Source organism: Burkholderia sp. AU27893 (assembly GCF_002223205.1).
Taxonomy (GTDB): domain Bacteria; phylum Pseudomonadota; class Gammaproteobacteria; order Burkholderiales; family Burkholderiaceae; genus Burkholderia.
The window spans coordinates 305,597-326,620 of sequence record NZ_NKFD01000005.1 but is presented as its reverse complement, the minus strand read 5'-3'; the positions used below and the strand labels follow the sequence as shown (position 1 = coordinate 326,620).

General features: G+C 63.6%; 14 protein-coding genes. 6 read left to right on the top strand and 8 right to left on the bottom strand.

All coding sequences use genetic code 11. The features are described 5' to 3' along the window. The first annotated feature begins 541 nt into the window (after positions 1-541). The gene (locus CFB47_RS33745; protein WP_089463811.1) at positions 542-1,141 is read left to right on the top strand and encodes a TetR/AcrR family transcriptional regulator; all 600 of its coding nucleotides are present in this window, start codon (positions 542-544) and stop codon (positions 1,139-1,141) included. 142 nt (positions 1,142-1,283) lie between these two features. On the opposite strand, the gene CFB47_RS33740 is transcribed toward CFB47_RS33745, so the two are convergent. After that, complete coding sequence (locus tag CFB47_RS33740) at positions 1,284-2,744, bottom strand: aldehyde dehydrogenase family protein (RefSeq protein WP_089464281.1); 1,461 nt, start codon at positions 2,742-2,744, stop codon at positions 1,284-1,286. Between the two features lie 529 nt (positions 2,745-3,273). Between CFB47_RS33740 and CFB47_RS33735 the strand changes: the two genes are divergently transcribed. The 5 genes from CFB47_RS33735 (at position 3,274) to CFB47_RS33715 (ending at position 11,094) form a co-directional block, all read left to right on the top strand. Beyond that, the gene (locus CFB47_RS33735; protein WP_089463810.1) at positions 3,274-4,254 is read left to right on the top strand and encodes an aminotransferase class IV; all 981 of its coding nucleotides are present in this window, start codon (positions 3,274-3,276) and stop codon (positions 4,252-4,254) included. A 399-nt stretch (positions 4,255-4,653) separates the two neighbouring features. Continuing rightward, positions 4,654-5,973: a DUF1329 domain-containing protein gene (locus tag CFB47_RS33730; protein ID WP_046196886.1), complete on the top strand. Its 1,320-nt coding sequence runs from the start codon at positions 4,654-4,656 to the stop codon at positions 5,971-5,973. Positions 5,974-5,989: 16 nt separating this feature from the next. After that, entirely contained in the window at positions 5,990-7,696 is a 1,707-nt protein-coding gene (locus CFB47_RS33725) for a DUF1302 domain-containing protein (RefSeq protein ID WP_089463808.1), read from the top strand. A gap of 7 nt (positions 7,697-7,703) precedes the next feature. Next, positions 7,704-10,103 (top strand): RND family transporter, encoded by a 2,400-nt coding sequence (locus CFB47_RS33720; protein ID WP_373453169.1) that lies wholly within the window; start codon positions 7,704-7,706, stop codon positions 10,101-10,103. Between the two features lie 16 nt (positions 10,104-10,119). Beyond that, a complete protein-coding gene (locus CFB47_RS33715) occupies positions 10,120-11,094 on the top strand; it encodes a YCF48-related protein (protein WP_179259034.1) in 975 nt (324 codons plus the stop codon). A 341-nt stretch (positions 11,095-11,435) separates the two neighbouring features. On the opposite strand, the gene CFB47_RS33710 is transcribed toward CFB47_RS33715, so the two are convergent. The 7 genes from CFB47_RS33710 to CFB47_RS33680 all read right to left on the bottom strand — a co-directional run bounded on the left by CFB47_RS33710 (position 11,436) and on the right by CFB47_RS33680 (position 21,020). Further along, positions 11,436-12,125 carry a response regulator transcription factor gene (locus CFB47_RS33710; RefSeq protein ID WP_089463806.1) on the bottom strand — a complete coding sequence of 230 codons (690 nt, stop codon included), beginning with the start codon at positions 12,123-12,125 and terminating at the stop codon, positions 11,436-11,438. Positions 12,126-12,685: 560 nt separating this feature from the next. Then, positions 12,686-14,314, bottom strand: a complete 1,629-nt coding sequence (locus CFB47_RS33705) for a GMC family oxidoreductase (RefSeq protein WP_089463805.1) — start codon at positions 14,312-14,314, stop codon at positions 12,686-12,688. Between the two features lie 222 nt (positions 14,315-14,536). Next, a complete protein-coding gene (locus CFB47_RS33700) occupies positions 14,537-15,487 on the bottom strand; it encodes an alpha/beta hydrolase (RefSeq protein WP_089463804.1) in 951 nt (316 codons plus the stop codon). A gap of 32 nt (positions 15,488-15,519) precedes the next feature. Then, on the bottom strand, positions 15,520-17,010 hold the full coding sequence (locus CFB47_RS33695; RefSeq protein ID WP_089463803.1) for an NAD(P)/FAD-dependent oxidoreductase: 1,491 nt from the start codon (positions 17,008-17,010) through the stop codon (positions 15,520-15,522). A 331-nt stretch (positions 17,011-17,341) separates the two neighbouring features. Beyond that, positions 17,342-18,325: an alpha/beta hydrolase gene (locus CFB47_RS33690; protein WP_089463802.1), complete on the bottom strand. Its 984-nt coding sequence runs from the start codon at positions 18,323-18,325 to the stop codon at positions 17,342-17,344. 12 nt (positions 18,326-18,337) lie between these two features. Next, positions 18,338-19,801, bottom strand: coding sequence for an NAD(P)/FAD-dependent oxidoreductase (locus CFB47_RS33685; protein WP_089463801.1), 1,464 nt, complete (start codon positions 19,799-19,801; stop codon positions 18,338-18,340). Between the two features lie 52 nt (positions 19,802-19,853). Further along, on the bottom strand, positions 19,854-21,020 hold the full coding sequence (locus tag CFB47_RS33680) for an iron-containing alcohol dehydrogenase (protein ID WP_089463800.1): 1,167 nt from the start codon (positions 21,018-21,020) through the stop codon (positions 19,854-19,856). Positions 21,021-21,024 lie beyond the last annotated feature (4 nt).

Genomic DNA, 21,024 nt, shown 5'->3' with positions numbered 1-21,024 from the left:
CTCACCAAGCGGTCGCGTCGCCGCTTCACATGACTGCTCGGCTCGCGGCGCATGGCGTTTGCAATTTCGCCCATGCGCCGCCCTGCGCGCACGCTCCGCTCGACGGTGCTTTCAGCAACCGTTGCCCGCATCCGATCGCGACACGTGCGACGTGAAGTCACCGGCACCGCCGGGAATCCACATTGGCTGCAGCCAAGCACCCTGCTTCCATTCGCCTGAAAACCTGACGCTCCCGGCAGACCGCCCGCGGTCGTGCGTTGCAGTGCTCGCGCTCACGGGTTTACCTCCATCGACAGCGCCTCTTTGTCTGCTTAACGTTGACCGATCAAATGATCAAGTCATTAGATCGGATTTCAGAAATCGACTTGAGCGGATGCACCGGATATTCAAGGCACCCGTGGCCAGCCCCGTCCATGGACAAACTTTCAAGATGCCGACATAATTCACGAGCGTTATGGTCGCTTGACCATGTATCACGAATAAACGCTACACGTCTGCATGACGTGGACGCAAGAGGATTTGCGGGTACCGGAGTTTACCAATGACAAGAGTTCGCGCTGCGTTGCGGCGACAAGATTTCGTTGACGCTGCCGTTGAAGTCATCGCCGCGCACGGTGTCGCTGGGGCCACCACGCGGCGAATCGCTGAAGCCGCGAGTTGCCCGCTGGCATCGCTGCATTATGTATTCCATACCAAAGACGATCTGTTCGATGCGGTCTACGAATCCCTGTTCGACCTGCTCGCGGCGAATGCTCTCGCCGACAGGGAATTTCATTCTTTCGGCGAACTCGCCGGATGGCAGCTGCGCAAGAATGTCGACTGGCTCGTGCAGCATCCGTCGTACGCCCGGGCACAGTCTGAACTGATCCAGTGGGCAGAGCGTCATCGCCCGGATTTCGCGTTGAGGACCTATGTGCAGACCATCGAGCGAACGATCGCTTACCTCGGCAAGTGCGCGCCACAAGTCAACCCTGACGCGATTGAATCCGTCGCCAGAATGAGCATCATCCTGATCGACGGATTGCTGAACAGTTGGCAAGGCGACACGAATATCCGCGAGCTCAGGGCGAACCTGGATAATGTAAGTTCAGCGTTGGAGACGTTTGCCACCTCTCTCTCGAGCTCGACGGCACAGGTTTGAGCGTCGCCGTGGCGTGTCATTGCACCATTGCCGGTAACCCGACGAGGCCCATCCACACGATGCTTCATGACAGGCTTCTGATCCTGCCACCTTTCCGTGGACGGACGTCCGCATACCGCCGGACGCCCATCGTCGCTTCCCGCTAGCTGACGGCGCCCGGCGCCGCACCGAACATCGACTTCGTCTCGAGGAACTCCTCGATGCCGGCGTAGCCCCACTCTCGTCCGTTGCCGGACTGCTTGTACCCACCGAACGGTGCCGCGATGTCGACGGGCGCACCGTTCAAATGCACCATCCCGGTCCGCAACTGTCTCGCGACGCGCTCCGCCTGTTCGATCGAATCTCCATAGACGTAGCCGGACAATCCGTACGGCGAATCGTTGGCAATGGCAACCGCATCCGATTCGTCCTGGTACGGGATGATCACCAGGACGGGGCCGAAAATCTCCTCGGTCGCGATCTTCATGCGATTGTTCACGCGGCTGAAGACCGTCGGCTTGACGTAGTAGCCTCGTTCAAGCCCCGACGGATTGCCGAGCCCACCCGACAGGAGCACCGCGCCCTCGTCGATGCCCGTCTGGATCATCTCCTGCACCTTGCGATGCTGGCGCTGGTTCGCCATCGGCCCCATGGTCGTACCGGGATCGCGCGGATCGCCGACGACGACCTGCCCGCATGCAGCGACTGCGATCTGCTCCGCCTCCGCGAGCCGATGCGCCGGCACCAGCATGCGCGAAGGCGCGGTGCACGTCTGGCCGGAGTTGGCCATCATCTGGAGCACGCCATGCGTGACGCCCTGTTGAAAGTTTTCGCTGTCCAGAATGATGTTCGCCGACTTTCCGCCCAGCTCCAGCGTCACCCGCTTGATCGTCGTCGCAGCGGCCTGAGCGACTTCCACGCCGGCGCTCGTCGAACCCGTCAGCGACACCATGTCAAAGAGCGGGCTGGACGCGATGGCTCGGCCCAGGCGCTGCCCGGAGCCCTGCACGAGATTGAAGACGCCGGGAGGGACGCCGGCCTTCTCGAGAATCTCGGCGAGCACGATGGCCGAGTACGGCGCATTCTGACTGGGCTTCAACACGATCGTGCAACCCGCCACCAGCGCCGGCGCCACCTTGCACATGACCTGGTTCATCGGCCAGTTCCACGGCGTGATCAGCCCGCACACCCCCACCGGCTCCTTCACGATCCGCGACGTGCCCTGGGTGCGTTCGAACGGATACTGCTTCGCCACTTCCAGCGTCGTATGGAGATGCCAGAGCCCCAGTGCCGCCTGAAGCGGGCGGGAAATGGCGTCCATCGGCGCGCCCATCTCGAGCGTGATGGCGTCCGCCATATCCTGCAACCGCTCGGTGTATTCACCGATCACGCGCTCGAGCAGCTTGAGCCGCTCGACGAGGGGCGTGTTCGAGAATGCCGCGAACGCGTCGCGCGCCGCCTGCGCGGCCAGGTTCACATCGGCTTCGTCAGAGAACAGCAACACGCCTGAGACTTCGCCCGTCGCCGGATTGATGATGTCGTGCTCCACGCCACCGTTCACCGGCTCGACCCAACGGCCGCCGATGAACGCCTGGCGGAGATGGTCTGCTTCGAAAATCGGCATCTGCTCGCTCCATGTCATTGGGTATCGAGGGCGAGTCTTCAGCCTTCTGGATCGCCCGGGAAGATCCATACTAACGTCTTTTTTGATCATTTGGCCAAGTCACATGACTCGGTAATAATCAGCATTGCCACCGGCAAGCCAACGTAAGACGCTTCATGGAACGAACGGTCATGCTGCTGCAAAGGACCTGCAGCGCGTGTGACCGGATGCGCGCAACACGCCGAAACCTCTTTGCTCACGCGGATCGGTTTGGTCTGCCGGAATGGACGTTCGACGATCACCGGCCGGCAAGCACGAGTCTGCTCGCCGCTCGCGTATCGCGGCACGCATCACAGAGGGTTAACCTTCATCGACAAGGAATTTTTCGAGCAATACTTTCTACTACACGGTCATTTGATCAAGTCATATGGCAGACTTCACGCCGGATAGCCAGGAAGCAAGCAATCCGCAAGGAAGCGCGCCGAGACCCGGTCGCTTTTGACGTCAACATCGAACGACAACTCTCCCTCGGGAGCGAAAGGTAACTACCATGGCAATCATTCAAGTCCAGCAGATCATGCACGAGAATCCGCTGCATGCTCGCGCTCCGCATGAACCCCGCTATGAAGATGGCAGCGCGTTCTGTGACGGCAAGTACGTTCCCATCACCGAAGCGACCGTCCCGCTCGTCGACGCCGGGTTCCTGCACGCCGATGCGGCCTACGATGTCGTCACCGTCTCGCGGGGCAACTTCTTCCGGCTCGACGATCACCTCGCGCGCATGGAAGAGTCGTCGGCGAAGTTCTTCCTCGAGAATCCATTCAATCGTGACCAGGTCCGGGAAATTCTCCATACGCTCGTGCGCAACTCGGGCCTGAAGGACGCGTACGTCTGGTGGTGCGTCACCCGCGGCCCGCTGAGCGTAGACCGCCGCGACCGCAGCGCAATGAAGAACGCGATGTTCGCGTTTGCCGTTCCGTTCTTCTTCCAGGCTGACGACGAGGTCCGCACGCGTGGCTCGAACCTGCTGATCAGCAAGCGGTACAACCGCATTTCCGCGAAGGCGGTCGACCCCACGGCGAAGAACTTCCACTGGATGGACATGAAGCTCGCGCTCTTCGAAGCCATGACGCAGGAGAAGGACTGGGCGGTGCTCGTCGACGAACACGACAACCTCACCGAAGCAGCCGGTGCGAACGTGTTTTTCGCCAAGAACGGAGAGCTCTACACGCCCGCCGAAGGCTGCCTGCTGGGCATCACGCGCCAGAGCGTGTTCGATATCGCCGCCGAGCTCGGCATCAAGGTGAATATCGGCACGTACACCGCGACCCAGCTGCGCGAGGCCGACGAAGCATTCACGTCGTCGTCGGCAGGCGGGATCATGCCCGTCAGCGCAGTGGACGACCAACCGCTCGGCAACCACAACGGCCCCGGCCCGATCTCCGAGAAGATTCACAACCTCTACTGGGAAAAGCGCTGGGCAGGATGGCACGCGCAGCCGGCCGAGTACTTCTCGTCGGTCCCGGCGTAAGCCGGAAGTCACTCAGAAGCGGCGCGCGTACGGAGCCGGCCCGGTCTAACGAGCCGCATCCGGCCCTGGTGGGCGCCGAATAGCTGCATGCATTGACGAACCGTCCGGCGCCCCACCCAGGCGCCGGTCGATACGAACTTCTACGTTATAGCGATGACCTGGAGTTCGGTGATTCAGTAAAACCAAGCACGAACACACCCCAATTCATTTCGCATAGCTAATAAACGGACGGGACTATCGGACCCTCATCCGTTTTCACCCATGCACAACCCTTTGGCGGGCGCACGTTACCTGGTCAAGGTCAAGGAGATAGCCGTGGTCAAGACTCATGCTTTCAAGAAATCCGCTTCGCTCATCCGATCGGCAGCGAAATTGTCCGTCATCGCTTCCGCCGTCGCGATGTCCTTGACCGGTGCGCTTGCGGAAGGGACGGATGCTTCACATACGCCGTCGGGCGCCGAAATCGCCGGCACCGCGAGCGGCATTCCCGCCTGGACCCCCGTGGGCAACGTCGGGGCGGGCTGGAGCTACGGCAAGCGCCGCGCGGATTTCTTCAAATACAAGTCCGACAAGCCGCTGTACACGATCGACGCCAGCAACGTCGACAAATACGCGGACAAGCTCAACCCGGGCCAGATCGCGCTGCTGAAGAACCTGAAGGGCTTCACGATGCCGGTCTATCCGTCCCGGCGCACGTGCGGCGTACCCGATTTCGTCGCGGAGAACACGAAGAACAACGCGGGCTTCGCCAAGATGTCGGCTGACGGATCGGAACTCGCCGATGCCCGCCTGCCGGGCTACCCGTTCCCTGCGCCCAAGACCGGCGCGGAAGTGATGTGGAACGCGAAGCTGCACTACCGCGGCGCCGGCGTCGAGATGCGCGACATCATCACTGTCGTCTCCCCGCGCAAGGGCGCGTCCGACTGGATCAAGAACGTGTCCGACGCGTGGATCTACCAGCCGTGGGGCGACAAGGCCGGCACGACGTTCGCGAAGGTCAACCAGATCGAAGGCAACGCCTACTACGCGTACAAGTCCCCGGCGGCCATTGCCGGCCAGGCCGCGATCTTTACGAACTATGCCGACAAGCCGACCGAAGTCTTCTACTACTTCCCGGGGCAGCGCCGCACCCGTCGCATGCCGTCGTATGCGTACGATGCGCCCCAGATCGGCTTCGACAACCAGTACAACATCGATGAAGCGCTGGTCTTCTCCGGACAGACGGACCGATTCTCGTGGAAGCTGCTCGGCAAGAAGGAAATGATCGTCACCTATAACGACCTGGGCATGTACGACTTCTCGGACAAATTTGAAGATGCGTACGGCCCCGACTTCGTGAACCCGGCGAAGCGTCGCTACGAACTCCATCGCGTGTGGGTCGTGGAAGCCACGGTCAAGCAGGGGATGCGCCATACCGCTCCGAAGCGCCTCTTCTACGTCGACGAAGACAGCTGGAGCTACCTCGGCGCGGTGGACTACGACGCGCAGGGCAACATCTCGAAGGTCCGCGAGGGCTACATCATTCCGGTGTACGAGACGGGCAGCTGCGACACGCTCGCATTCGCTCAATACAACCTCGTCGACGGCCGGTACCTCGTGGACGGTTCGATGCTCGCGGCCGGGCGGGACGCGAAGTGGTCGGTCGACTCGTCGGCGGACCAACACTACAAGCCGAGCTTCTACAACGCCGACAATCTCCGCGCGTTGAGCGAGCGTTGACAGGGGCCGAGACAAAATGGCTAGCACCTCCTCATTACAGCCCCGCTCCAGCGTGGTGTTCGTGCGCGCGGCGATCGCGGCGCTTGTCGCCGTCGGGTGCGGCAGCGCGCACGCGTTCACGTTCACGATCGGCAACGTCGAAGGCAGCTTCGATTCGACGATATCGGCGGGCGTCGGCATTCGCACGGCGTCGCCGAGCAGCAATCTCGTGTCGCCGACCTACAACGTGGCCACCGGTGCGCAGACAGGCGGCGGCCGACTCGGTCAGTTGAGCGGCCTCTCCGATCAGGGCGACATCAACTACGGCAAGGGAGATCCGTTCACGAGCTATCTCAAGGGCAACCACGAGCTGGTCCTGAAGATGCCGTCGCAAGGGCTCACGTTCATGGCGCGGGGCACCTGGCAATACGACTACTCCGGTACCCGAACGACAGGCGCAACCAGCGGACAGGACCTGTTCTACAACCCGTCGCCCAACCTGAGCGGCGGCCTCCCGTCCGATGCCGAGAAGAACATCCGCTTCAAGCCGCGCCTGCTCGACCTGTGGGTCAGCAAGCAGTTCAACGTAGGCGACCAGATTGCGCGCATCCGCGTGGGTAACCAGGTCGTCAGCTGGGGCGAAAGCATCTGGGAAACCGGCGGCGTCAATGCGACGAATGCGATCGACGTGAATCGCGCGTCCCAGCCCGGCGCGCAGGTCAAGGAGATCATCCTGCCCGCGCCGATCGTGAGCGTCGCATCCGGCGTGGGTCACGGCGTGAACGTCGAAGGGTACTACCAGAGCAACTGGAACCAGAACTACCTGCCGCCGGTTGGCAGCTATTGGTCGAACCAGATCGTCGGGCCCGGCAACAACACGTATGGCGCCTCGACCATCCATCCGAAGAACGGCGGGCAGTATGGTTTTTCCATTCGCTACCAGCCGGCGGGAACGGACCTGAATCTCGGTTTCTACACGATCGCGTACCACGACAAGTTCCCGCAACTCTCGCTGAGCTCGACGGGCGGGACGGTCTTCCGGTTTCCGGAAGACCGTCACATGATCGGTGTCAGCGCCAACTTCCCCGTGGGCGACTGGGCGATCGGCACCGAACTCTCGTACCGTCCGCGAGACGCCGTTCCGCTGAATCCGGCCAGTGGCTGCGTCGCGCAAGGGGGGAACTGCTGGGTCGACGAGAAGCGATTCCAGTGGCACCTGACGACCCTCTACTCGCTCCAGCCGGGCAATTCCGCGGCGTTCCTGAAGCTGCTCGGCGCCCAGACCGCCACGCTGACGACCGAGACGGTGATCATCGCGTATCCGGGGCTTCACAAGAGCTACGGCGGGTCGCCGATTTCGCCAGGCGCGCTTCTGTGGGGGAACGAATTCAACGACTTGTTCGCGACCGGCGCACTCAACACGCCGGGTAGTGCCCAGGGAACGAAGTACTCCGGCGGAATCGACGTCGATTTCAACTGGGTTTACGACGGCACCCTCATTCCCGGGTGGCAGGTCAATCCGGGGATCTTCGTCCGATACGGCCTCTTCGGCAATACGCCGAACGTGAATGCCCAGTTCATGCGCGGCGTGACGGCCATGAACCTGTATGTGAACTTCATACAGAACCCGGCGAACTGGCAGGTCGGCTTGAACTACACCCGTTTCATGGGCCCGACCAACCCGCTGGCCAACCCGCTACGTGACAGGGACTTCGTGGCAATCGTCGCATCTCGAAATTTCTGAGGTCAATATGAATCAACCGCCTGTTTCCGACGCAGCCCGACCCGGCAAGCTGCCAAGAATGCTTCATTCGCTGGAAAATATGCTGTTCGGTCACAGGCGTCTCGTGCTGGGGCTCCTGGTGCTGTTCACGGTCGTCATGGCCTGCTTCGCCGTCAAGCTGCGCATGGATGCCGGGTTCGAGAAGCAGCTGCCGCTGGGCCACGAATACACGCAGACGTTCAACGAGTATCGCGGTGACCTGCTCGGCGCCAACCGCCTGATCGTCGTCGTCAAGGCCCGCAAGGGCAGCATCTGGACGCCGGCTGCGTTGAAGCGCCTGTATGAAGTCACCCAGGCGGTCACCTTCCTGCCGAACGTGTCTCGCAGCAGCGTCCAGTCGCTCTGGACCCCGAATTCATTCGTCAACGAGATCACCGAGGACGGATTCCGGGCCGACCCGCTCATTCCCGGCACCGTGACGCCCGATCAGCTCGACGGCAACACGGTCGGCGCCATTTCGCGCTCGACCGCCCAGGGCGGCTTCGTCGGCAGCCTCGTGTCGCGCGACCAGAGCAGCGCAATGGTCACCGCCGATCTCAACGAGCTGGATGCGAAAGGCGAGCGGGTCGACTACGTGGCATTCGACAAGGCGCTCGAATCGCAATTGCGCGCCAAGTTCGAGGATGCGAACTATGAAATCCAGATCATCGGTTTCGCGAAGCAGATCGGCGACATTGCAAACGGCGCGTCGTCCGTCCTGAAGTTCTGCGCGATCGCGCTGCTCCTGACCGCGTTGGCCGTCTACTGGTACTGCCGCTCCGTTCGCCTGACGATCCTGCCGCTGACCTGCTCGCTCGTCTCGCTCGTCTGGCAGTTCGGCACGCTGCATCTGCTCGGCTACGGGCTCGACCCGTTGGGCGTGCTGGTTCCGTTCCTGGTGTTCGCGATCGGCGTGTCGCACGGCGTCCAGCAGATCAATTTCATCGTGCGTGAGATCTCCCACGGGAAGTCCGTGGAGCAAGCCGCCCGATCCAGCTTCAGCGGGCTGCTGATTCCCGGCACGCTCGCGCTGGTGACCGCGTTCGTGTCCTTCGTCACGCTGATCCTGATTCCGATCCCGATGGTGCGCGAGCTCGCGATCACCGCTTCGCTCGGCGTGGCGTACAAGATCGTCACGAACCTGGTGATGCTTCCGCTGGCCGCGTCGTTGCTCAAGGTCGACGGCAACTATGCAAAGAATGCGGAAGGGCATGCCGTTCGTCGTGGCCGCGTGCTCCGCGTGCTCGCGAAAGTCGCCATTCCGCGCAATGCGGCGATCGTCCTGCTGGCCGCCGTCGTGGTGTTCGCCGTGGCGGCCTGGGAAAGTCGGGACCGCGTGGTCGGCACGCTGCAGGCCGGCGCGCCCGAGCTGCGTGCCGATGCCCGGTTCAACAAGGATTCGGTTTCGATTGCGTCGAGCTACGACGTCGGCCTGGACTGGATTTCCATCGTCTTCGAAGCGCCGCCGCAGTCCTGCAACAACGTGGAGGTCGGCGCCTACCAGGATCGCTTCGTCTGGTCGATGCGTGCCGTTCCCGGCGTGTTGTCGGTCGTGTCGTTCTCGTCGTTGCTGCGCCAATACAACGAGGGATACAACGAAGGCAATCCGAAAATGTCCGCGATCCCCATCGATCCGGACAACTATTCATCGCTCGCCGGCGAGGTGGCCCGCACGCCCGGCGTCATGCGCAAGGATTGCAGCATGACCGCGGTGAACATCTATCTGGCCGACCACAAGGCGACCACGATCACCCAGGTGATCAACGCCGCGAAGCATTTCCGCGATACGAACAAGCTGCCGGGCGTGAAGATCCGGCTCGCGTCCGGCAACGCCGGCGTGCTGGCCGCGGTCAACGACGAAATCGAGCGCAGCGAATTGCCGATGATGCTTTACGTCTATACGACCATCGTCCTGCTCGTCCTCGTCACGTACCGTGACCTGCGCGCGGTTCTCGCCTGCTGCTTGCCGCTGACGATCGGCACGTTCATCGGATATTGGTTCATGAAGGAGCTGCAGATCGGCCTGACCGTCGCCACGTTGCCCGTGATGGTGCTGGCGGTGGGCATCGGCGTCGACTATGCGTTCTATATCTACAACCGGCTGCAGCTGCATCTCGCCAACGGCGTCGGCATCGTCAAGGCACTCGAACAATCGATCCTCGAGATCGGGACGGCCACCATCTTCACGGCGATCACGCTCGCGATCGGCGTCGCCACCTGGTCGTTCTCCGAGCTCAAGTTCCAGGCGGACATGGGCAAGCTCCTGGCGTTCATGTTCATCGTCAACATGGTCATGGCCATGACGGTTCTGCCCGCCTTCGCCGTCTGGCTCGAGCGCATCTTCCCGCGGCGCAAGCCCGCCCGTGCCCCCGGCCTGCTCGCCCATTGAAGAAGAAGAGGATTCCATGACCCTGTATCGCAAGGTTCTCTCCCTGTCGGCCGGCGCCGTCGTCTGTGGCGCGCTGCTGGGCAGCATGCCAGGCGCGGTATCCGCATCGGAACTCCGGCCCGTTCCGGCCGTCCAGTCCAGCATCGCGACCCAGTCCCCCGTGCTGGATGCGACCTGGGCCGGCCAGCGGGTCGTGAGTGTCGGCGCGAACGGCATCGTCCTGCTGTCCGACGACCGCGGTGCGACCTACCGTCAGGCCAAGTCCGTGCCCGTGAGCTCGACGCTGACGTCCGTCAGTTTCATCGACGCCAGGACAGGATGGGCGGTCGGCCACTGGGGCGCGATCCTGAAGACGACCGACGGCGGCGAGACGTGGGAGGTCCAACGTCTCGTGACGAGCGAGGATCGCCCGCTGTTCGGCGTGCACTTCATCGATGCGAACCACGGCGTGGCCGTCGGACTCTGGTCGCTCATCCTCGTCACCGATGACGGCGGCAAGACCTGGACCAAAAAGGAAGCCGTGCTCCCGAACGGCAAGAAGTCGGACCTGAATCTGTTCGGCCTCTTTTCGAACGGCAATGGCGAGATCTTTGCCACGGCCGAGAAGGGGCAACTCCTGATTTCCCGCGACAAGGGCAACACGTGGGAAAGCGTGGAGACCGGTTACAAGGGGTCGTTCTGGTGCGGCGTGGCGCTGCCCAACGGCGTGCTGCTGGTCGGCGGGCTGCGCGGCACGCTGATGCGCAGCGAGGACAACGGCCATACCTGGTCGCGCGCGACGCTCGACACCCGGAATTCCATTACCGCGCTTGCGTCCCGAGGCGCCACGGTATTGGCGGTCGGGGTCGACGGGCTGCAGGCTCAAAGTACCGATGATGGCAAGACGTTCCAGCGCCTGCGCACCCAGACCGGGACGACGTACACCGCGGCACTCCCGTCGACCGGCGACAAGTGGCTGATCTTTTCTCGCGACGGGATCGTCGCGCAGTAACGACCGGATGTCTGATGCGCGCGGCGGGCCGCGATCGTAAATCGCGGCCCGCTGTGTCGAAGTCTGCCTGGCCTCGGATGGAGGGTGCGCCAAACGGCAATCAGACTCTCCCACCCCGGGAGTACGGATCACTCGAAGAAGCAGCGGCTGACCGACGAACCGCCGTATCACGCAGGAAGCCCGGCGGTCAGGCGCTTACGGTCAATGATGCGCGCGGCCACCACACCAGCTCGGAGCCGACGATCTGCCCGCGTTGCCCCCAGCTCTGCTGCATGCATGTCAGCGTCGCATGCACACTCGACGAACAGCGGATCCCGTCCGCGAGCGATACCCACTTCCCGTCAGCCGGATTTTCGAAGGCGATAGCCGATGCCGTGCACGCTTTCCACAACGCCCGACGCACCGGCGGCCACCAGCTTTCTCCGTAACCGGCTCATGTGGCTGTCGACGGTGCGCGTGGATGCGCCGACGTCCGCCATGCACGCATCGAGCAGTTCGACGCGCGTAAATGCACGATTCGGCAGCCTGGCCATGTGAGCCAACAGGCGGAATTCGACGAGTGTCACGGAAACCGGCGTTTCGCCGGAGGACGTTCTCACGCACGCCATATAGCGCTCCGTATCGACTTCGAGCGCACCCAACCGGAGGCGACGTTCGGGCGCGAGCGCACCGGAGCGGCGAAGAATCGCGAGCAATCGCGCGACCACCACGTCCATGCTGAACGGCCTGGCGAGGTAGTCGTCGGCGCCGGCGTGCAGTGCGCGCAGCTGCTCCCCGTCCCGGTCACCCGCCGACATGACGACGATGGGGGTAGCGCTTTGCCGTCGAAGCCTGGCGAGCAGGTCCAGGGTATCCGCACGCAGTTCACGGACGTCGAGAATGACCAGATCCGGCTTCAGGTTCAGTTGCGCGGCCAGCACCGTCTGGGCGGGGTGGGTCTGGAATGTTCGAAAGCCATGGCGAGTCAGGCAGGTATCGAGCGTCGACGACATTTCCGGTGCGTCATCCGCGATGAGTATGAGCGAGTGCATGTTTGAATATCCGGGTCGTTGCCTTGCGTGCACGCGGACACCTACCGGACAGCGTTCAGGCGCCGCATAGGGGGCCCCGTTCACGGGCATCGCTCGTCGAATGGAAGACGGCGTTCGGCATGACACTCGCCGAAGCCATCGGGATAGTGGTCAGTGAAGAACATTTCCCGCCCCCGGACCGGGCCGGACGCCGCGCAAGATCGATCGGCCGGCGGCTTCGCTGGTTGCCGCGGCTCATCGCCGCGAAGCAGGCACCGGTCTTTCTTCGATTGCTGACGCACACCGGTGGCCACCCGGCATCCGCGCGTCGGGTGGCGACCGCTCGTCCCTCGTGCTCGCGTTGCCCTTCAACGAGCAAGGATGCGTTCATGATCGGCGGCTGGCGGCGTCAGCAGACCTCACCACTCGAGCGTGCGATGCCACCGCAGCGTCCAGCCTTGCCGCGACCGGCCGGCGAGCCGTTGCGTTCGGGTCGTGGACGTCGCTGCACACATCATGCTCGCGACGTTCACGTGCGGTTGAAACCTTCGTGCCGACGAACGTCGGCACGAGAGGGCCACTCACACCGCCGTTTCCGGCACCGCGGACGGGAATCGGGAGATCCTCCGGATCAGGTCCGAGGCTTTCTCGCCGATCATGATCGTCGGCGCGTTCGTGTTGGCGCCCACCAGCGTCGGCATGATCGATGCATCCACCACGCGCAAACCTTCCGTGCCCCGGACGCGCAACTGGGAATCGACGACGGCGAGCGCGTCGTTCCCCATGCGACAGGTTCCGACCGGGTGGTACACGGTGTCGGTCCGCTCGCGCAGCAACGCACGAATGTCGTCGTCCGATCGCGACCGGGACGCGAACACGTCCTCCGTCACGAACCGGGCCATCGCCGGCGCGGCCATCAACCGCCGGGTCAGCTTATATCCGTCGACCAGGACCTCGAGATCGTCGTCGTGTTCGAGGAACGCCGGGTCGATCAACGGCGCATCGAGCGGATCGGCGCTTCGCAGCTTGACCGACCCGCGGCTTTTCGGCCGCAGCAGGCACACGTGACAGGAAAGACCGTGTCCGAGGCGCACCTTCCTGCCGTGATCGCTGACGGGCCCGACGACGAAGTGCATCTGAACGTCCGGTCGATCGAGATCGGGACGCGTCTTCAGGAACGCGCCGCCTTCGGCGAAGTTGGTGGTCAGGGCACCAGTTCGCGAGTTCCGGTATTGCCGGATGTCGCCGAGCGTCTTGATCGCGCCGCGCACCGATACGCCGAGCGCATCCAGGCTGTTCGTCTTGTAGCTGACGACGAAGTCCGGATGATCCTGCAGGTTCTCGCCCACGCCCGGGAGATCGGCGACGACCGGGATCCCGAGACGCTCGAGTTCGTCCTTCGGCCCGACGCCGGACAACATCAGCAACTGCGGCGATTGAAGCGCGCCGGCGGAAAGGATCACCTCTTTCTTCGCCCAGACCGTCTCGACATTCCCCCCGCGCGTGACCTCGACACCCACGGCCCGCTTGCCGTCGAACACGATGCGCCGGACCTGCGCGCCCGTCTCCACCGTCAGGTTGCCGCGCGTCTTCAGGTGCGGAAAAAGATAGGCGCGTGCCGCGCTCCAGCGCTCGCCATTCTTCTGGGTCACCTGGTAAATGCCGACACCTTCCTGCTCCGCACCGTTGAAATCGTCCGTGACGGGCAGGCCGCACTCTCGTGCGGCGTCCAGCCAACGCGCCTGGAACGGATTGTCCGTCCTCAGGTCGCTGACCCACAGCGGGCCGCCGCGCCCGTGCCATTCATTGCCCAGCCGCTCGTTGTGCTCGCTTCGCTTGAAATACGGGAAGACGTCGTTCCAGCCCCAGCCTTCGTTGCCGAGCGCGGCCCAGTCATCGTAGTCGGCATGATGGCCGCGCGTGTACACCATCGCATTGATCGCGGACGATCCGCCCAACGCCTTGCCGCGCGGCTGGTAGCCGCGTCGCCCCTGCAGCCCCTTCTGGGGCACCGTCTCGAACGCCCAGTTGTTCAGCTTGGACGGGATCATCAGCACCAGCGCGGCCGGCACGGTGACGGGCCATCCATCGCCCGTGCCGCCGGCTTCGAAGAGGCACAGCGTCACGTCGGGATCTTCGGTCAAACGCGAAGCCAGCACGCTGCCGGCCGAGCCGCCGCCTACAACAAGGTAATCGAATGAGTTCTTCACGGGTCTGTGTCCTCGATAGATGCCTGCACGCGTCACAAGCAACTACCTGATGCATCGATTCCGCCATTCGCGTCGCGGCCTCAGCGAGCCGCCGCGCGATCGGCGTCATGCCGTCATGCATCAGCACTGCGCGGCCGCATCGGCAACGTTGGAGGTCATCCATCGAACCGCGTGCGGCCACGAAATGGCGAAAAGCGAAATCAGGTCGCTTCCGCCGACGTATCAATGGTGTTGGGCGGCGCCGAGTAACGTTCGAAAGCTCGCGATACCCTTCTCGATCCATGCCTGGGCGCCCGGGGAAATCGCCCCCATGTCGAAGAACCCGTGAATCATGCCGTCGCACCGGATCGTGTCGACCTTGACGCCGCTCGCGTGGAGCAAGCGGCCATAGGCCTCGCCCTCGTCGCGCAGCGGATCGAATTCGGCGGTCAGGATAACCGCCGGCGGCAACCCGGCCAGGTCCTTCGCACGGATCGGCGCCAGACGCGGATCCTCCCGGTTGGTCCCGTCGGGCACGTAATGTCGCTCGAACCAGGCGATCGTCTCGAGGTCGAGAAAGTAGCCTTCGCCGTTTTCCTTGAAAGAAGGAAAGCCGGCACGATCCTGCGCGACCGCCGGGTAGATCAGGAACTGCGCGGACAGCGCAATGCCGTCGGCGTGCAGTTGCTGGGTCACGACCGCGGCCAGATTGCCGCCGGCGCTGTCGCCGGCCACCGCCACGACGTCGCTGCCGCCCAGCTCGCCCGCGTTCGCGATCACCCATCGGGTGGCGGCAATCGCATCGTCCGCCGCGGCCGGATACGGATGCTCCGGCGCCAGCCGGTAATCCACCGAGACGACGACCGCGTTGGCGCCACGCGCCAGCTCCCGGCATATGTTGTCGTGGGTATCCAGATCGCCGATCACGAACCCGCCGCCATGGAGATAGACGACCGTCGGCAGATGGCGCTCCTGGGTCGGACGGTACAGCCGCGCCCGCAGCGATCCGGTCGCGCCGGGAACGGTCAGGTCTTCCACGCCGTGAACGTCGACCACGGCCTCCGGTGCGCGAACGGCGCGCGCCAGATGCTGCATCAATCCGCGCGCCTCTTCCGGGCTGGACTGCGACAGCGGTTTCGCGCCGGACCCGGCAAGGGATTCGAGAAAACCACCGAGGTGCAAATCGAGTGCCATAACTTCACCTTTATTCGAACGTTGCGCGGGGATCAGCGATACACGAGGACTTCGGCATCCGGGCTCAATTCCGGGATGGTCTGGCGCTCTTCCTCGTACTCGAAGTGGTGCTGCCACGGCATGCGATCACCGCGCAGGTGCATCTGGTGTTGCGAGCGCATCACGTATCCGGCATTGAAGTTGTTCGGGTCGGTCCACGGCAGCCGCTGCATGTCGGCGTCTTCGGCGCGCAGGCACGGCTCCACCGTCTTCGCACCTACCTTTTCCATATGCGCCAGGACGCGGCAGGTGAATTCGCACACGAGATCGGCGCGCAACGTCCAGCTCGACCGGTAATAGCCGTAGATGAACGCCATGTTCGGGATACCCTCGATCATCATTCCCCGATACGAGACGCGCTTGGTCATGTCGACCGGTTCGCCGTCGAGGTGGAACGCGATCTGGCCGAACGCGCTCATGTCGAAGCCCGTCGCCGTCACGACGATGTCCGCCTGCAGGTGCTCGCCCGACGCCAGCACGATGCCGCTTTCGTCGAACGATTCGATGGTGTCCGTCACGACGGACGCCTTGCCCTCCCGGATGGCCGTGAAGAGGTCGCCCTCGGGCACCGCCGCCACGCGCTGCTGCCACGGGCGATAGCTGGGATTGAAGTGCTTGTCGACGTCGAACCCTTCCGGCAACTGTTGCCGGGTCTCGTTGATCAGCCAGTCGCGAACGGCGTCCGGGTTCGCGGCGGACAGGTTGATCAGGTCGAACGTCTGCTTCAGGTGCGCACGCCGCAGAATCTCGGAACGCCACGCTTCGGGCAGGTTCAGTTCGCGAAGCGTCGCGTCCAGCTGGTGGGTCCACGGAACAGCCGTGAAGAACGTCGGCGACCGTTGCAGCATCGTCACATGCGCCGCGGTGCCGGCCATCGCGGGAATCAGCGTCGCGGCGGTCGCGCCCGAGCCGATCACGACCACCCGCTTGCCGGCATAGTCGAGGTCTTTCGGCCAGTGCTGCGGATGCACGACCGTTCCCTTGTAGCGGTCGAACCCGTTCCACTTCGGCGTAAAGCCCCTGCGATGGTCGTAGTACCCCGCCCCCAGCCACAGGAAGTCCGTGGTGATCGAGAAGTGTTCGCCCGTATCCTTGCGCGACACCTCGACCGTCCAGCGCTTCTGCTCGCTCGACCAGCTCACCGTTTGAACGCGGTGCCCGTAGTGGATCTTCGAACCGAGGTCGTATTCCTTGATGACATCGCCCAGATAGCTGTGGATCTCCTCCGCCGTGGCGATCGAGCGGCCCTGCCACGGGCGGAATCCGAATGCGTACGTGTACAGGTCGCTGTCGGAACGCGCACCGGGGTAGCGATGGGTCCACCACGTACCGCCGAAGCCATCCATCGCTTCCAGGATGGCGAACGAGCGGTTCGGCAAGTTCATGCGAAGATGACAGGCGGCATCGAGCCCCGAGATTCCCGCCCCGATGATTAGTACCTCTACGTGCTCAGGCAAACCCGAATCTGTGTGATTCCTAGTCATGAGATCCCTCCGATGACCCGTTATTGAAAATATCCGTAACGCCGCACGACTAGATCAACAGACTTGGTCATGTGACTACGAAAGAAAAGACACTCGCACGTGCATGCCGGCGACAACGTTTCAAACCAGTACGCGCCCCCTGCACCCGGCCGGGCATGCACGCGGGTCATTGAGGTGTGCATCTGGTTTGACCAGTCACCCCGAACATGATCAATTGACCAAGTTCCACGGTTCCCAGTCTATGCAGTCGAGGGACAATTTGAATCAGGAGTTTCCATTACCCGATCGGTCTCGAGGGCTGAATGCTACGGCCCGCGCGACGATCGACGCGTCAAGCTTCGAAGCCGTCCGGTTCGGCAAGCCGCCGGACAAAGGAAGCAGCGCGATCCAGCAGGTATCTCGCTGCCGGGATCGTGCGGGCTGCGGTGATGATGCCGTGATGATGCCCGGGTAGGTGGAGATGCTCGACCGTGCTCCCCGCGCGGGCCGCGCACGATGCGTAGGCAATGCCTTCGTCACACAGCGGATCCAGCCCCACAGTGGCAATGAACATCGGCGGCTGCCGCCGGCCTTCCGCATGCAGCAACGGGGACAGGCGTGGAAGATCGAACGGCGTGCCGGCCGGCACGTAATGTTCCCGGAACCAGCGCATCGACTCGGCGACCAGCGGAAATCCGCCTTGAATGCGCTGGTAGGACGGCAGCGACGCCGTCAGGTCCGTCACCGGATAGAACAGGATCTGCCCGATGACCGCGGGTCCCGCCGCCGGTGCCGCATTGGCGATGAGGGTCGCCATATTGCCGCCGGCGCTGTCGCCCGCCAGGATCACCCGGGACGCATCGATGGCGAGCGCGGAAGCGTTGGCCGCCAGGTAGTCCAATGCGCGCTCGCAGTCTTCGAGCGGGATCGGCCAGCGGTGCTCCGGCGCTCGCCGGTACTCCACGGAAGCGACTACACCCCCGCCATGCCGTGCGAGATGACGGCAGATGCCGTCATGCGTGTCCACGCTGCCGATCACCCACCCGCCGCCGTGAATGAAGACGACCAGCGGTTTGCCCTCGACGCGCTCCCCGCCGGGCGGACGATAGAGCCGTAGCCGAATGCTGCCGTCCGCGACGGGAACGTCGATATCGTCGTGGGCAACCGCTGCGTCGGCGGCGAGGCCGTTCAATTCGCAGGCCCGCACGAAGTTCACGCGCGACTGGTCGACGGAAAAGCTGCCGTAGTGTCGCCCGCCCAGTTCGCGGAACGCCCGAACGGCGTCCCGCGCATCGTCAGCCACCTCGGTCAGCGGCAACCAGTGCATCGATGTCATGGGCATCCCCGCTCAGATCGCAGCGAACACGCTTTGATCCCATTGCGTCACGGCGCGGTATTCGTCCACCGTGCCCGGCCAGTTGTTGATCACCTTGCCTTGCGCGTTCTTGTACCAGCTCGAGCAGCCCGCCGAAAACGCCGAGCCGACCATCGCCGATTGCAGCTTGCTGTTGTACTCGTCGAACACGGCCCGATCGACGTCGACCGCCTTCACGCCGGCCGAAGCCATGCCGCCGATCGCGTCGATGATGTAGTTCTGCTGGATCTCGAGCATCGACACGATGGAGTTGTGGTTCAGGTTCGTATTCGGCCCATACAGCATGAACATGTTCGGAAAGCCCGGCACCGTCATGCCGAGATACGCTTGCGGGCCGTCCTCCCACACCTGGGCCAACGTGCGGTCCGTGCCGCGCACCTGCAGGCTGCCCTGGAAAGCCTGACTCTCGAATCCGGTGCCGAACACGACCACGTCGAACGGAAGCAGGCGGCCGTCCCGGGTCACGATGCCCTCGTCGACGAACGATTCCACCCCCGCCGTCTCCAGCGCGACGTTGTCGCGCATGAGCGCCGGATAGTAGTCGTCCGATCGCAGAATCCGTTTGCACGCGTATTCATAGTCCGGCGTCAGTTTCTCGCGCAGTACCGGGTCGGGCACCTGGCGATGAAGATGCGCCAGCGCGAGACTCTTGCCTTCCTGCTGCGCGCTGGACCCCATCCGCGTGCGCTCGAACCCGGACTCGCGGAACGCGTGCAGCGATTTCCGGCTTTCTTCGAACAGATGGGGCTCGCGCTCGTAGGCATCGAGCTGCTCCGCCGAGAAGACGATCTGGTTGCGCGGCATGATCCAGTTCGCGCTTCGCTGGAATACCGTCAGGTGATCGACCTTCGGCGCGATGAGCGGCACATACTGCACGGCGCTGGCGGCGTTGCCGATGCTTGCCACCCGTTTGCCGGTCAAGTCCACGTCGTGCCGCCACTCGGCGGAGTGGAAATACTCGCCGTTGAAATCCGCCAGGCCGCGAACCGCGGGGATCATCGGACGGTTCAATTGCCCCCAGGCCGGCACGAAGAATCGTGAGGTCATCCGCGAGCCGTCACTCAGCGAGAACCGCCAGAGGCTGGCGCCGGCATCCCATTCGGCACTGCGAATCTCGAGGTTGAATCGCAGGTGTTCCGCCAGGTCGAACCGCGTGGCAAGCGATTTCAGATAGTGCAGCAGCTCGTTGCGGCCGGCATACATCGCGCTCACGCGCAAATGCGGATGGAAGCTGTAGCAGTACAGGTGCGATTCGGTATCGCATGCCGCGCCGGGATACGAATTGTCCAGCCACACGCCACCGAGATCGGGACGCTTCTCCAGCACGACGAAGTCGTCGATGCCCGCGATTTTCATGCGGGCGGCCATGCCGAGGCCTCCGAAGCCTGCACCCAGGATAACGATCTCGTGGTGCTCAATCCTTTCTACATTGTTCACGGTGCATTCTCTCTATTAACGTTACGGCGACTGCGGATTGGCCGGCGTCGGTTCAGTAGGCCTGTTCGTACAGGCGCAATGCGTCCGACTCCGTGACGACGACCGGATTGTTCAACAGCAAGCGCTGCTGCTTCATCGCATCGGCCGCGAGGGTCGGCAGGCTCGATTGCGTGACACCCACGTCGCGCAGACGTCGCGGCGCGCCGGATCGGTCCATCAGGTCTTCCAGGAAGGCAATGAACGCCGCCGTGCGCGCCGTGGCGTCGCCCGTTCCACCCGCGCCGACGACGTCCGCCAGTTCCGCGTAGTGCGACGCCGCCGCTTCGGCGTTGAAACGCAGCACGGGCGCCAGCATTAACGCGTTGGACAAGCCGTGCGGGATATGGAAATGGCCGCCCAACGGATACGCCAGCGCATGGACCGCGGCCACCGGGGCATTGGCGAACGCTTGACCCGCCAGCGTGGCGCCCAGCAGCATGGCCTCGCGGGCGCGCCGGTCCGCGCCGTTTTCGCAAGCCGGGATCAGGTGGCTCACCAGCATTCGCAGCGCCTCGCGCGCGAGCGCGTCGGAAATGGCATTCTTCTTGTGCTTGCTGGTATAGGCCTCGATGGCGTGGACCATCGCGTCGATGCCCGTCGCAGCGGTGTGACTGCGCGGCAGACCAACCGTCAGCTCGGCATCCAGGATCACCTTGTCGGCATACAGCTGACGTGCGACGATGCCCATCTTGGTTGTTTCGTTAACCGAAACGATGGAGATGTTGGTGACTTCCGACCCGGTACCCGCCGTTGTCGGGATCTGCACCAGCGGCAGGCGCGCACCCTGAACGTTGCCGATTCCGTACATTTCCGCGATCGATTGCCGCGACACTGTGAGCACGGCGGCCAGTTTTGCGATGTCCATCGACGAGCCGCCGCCCAGGCCAATCACGACATCCGCGTCGGCACCGCGTGCAAACTCGACGCAGCGCAACACCACGTTTTCCGGCGGGTCGGCCACGACCTCGTCGAACACCGCCACGCGGAATCCCGCGGCCGCCAGCGACGCTTTCGCCGGTTCCAGTACACCGGCCTCGTGCAGCGCGGCGTCGGTCACGATCAGGACATGGCGGCGCTCCGTCCATGCCGCCATCACCTGACCCAGGCGGCGCGCACAACCCCATTCCTGGAGAATGGACGGAACAGTTTCGAAGAGCATCGACTGCGGGAGCATTTCCATTGAC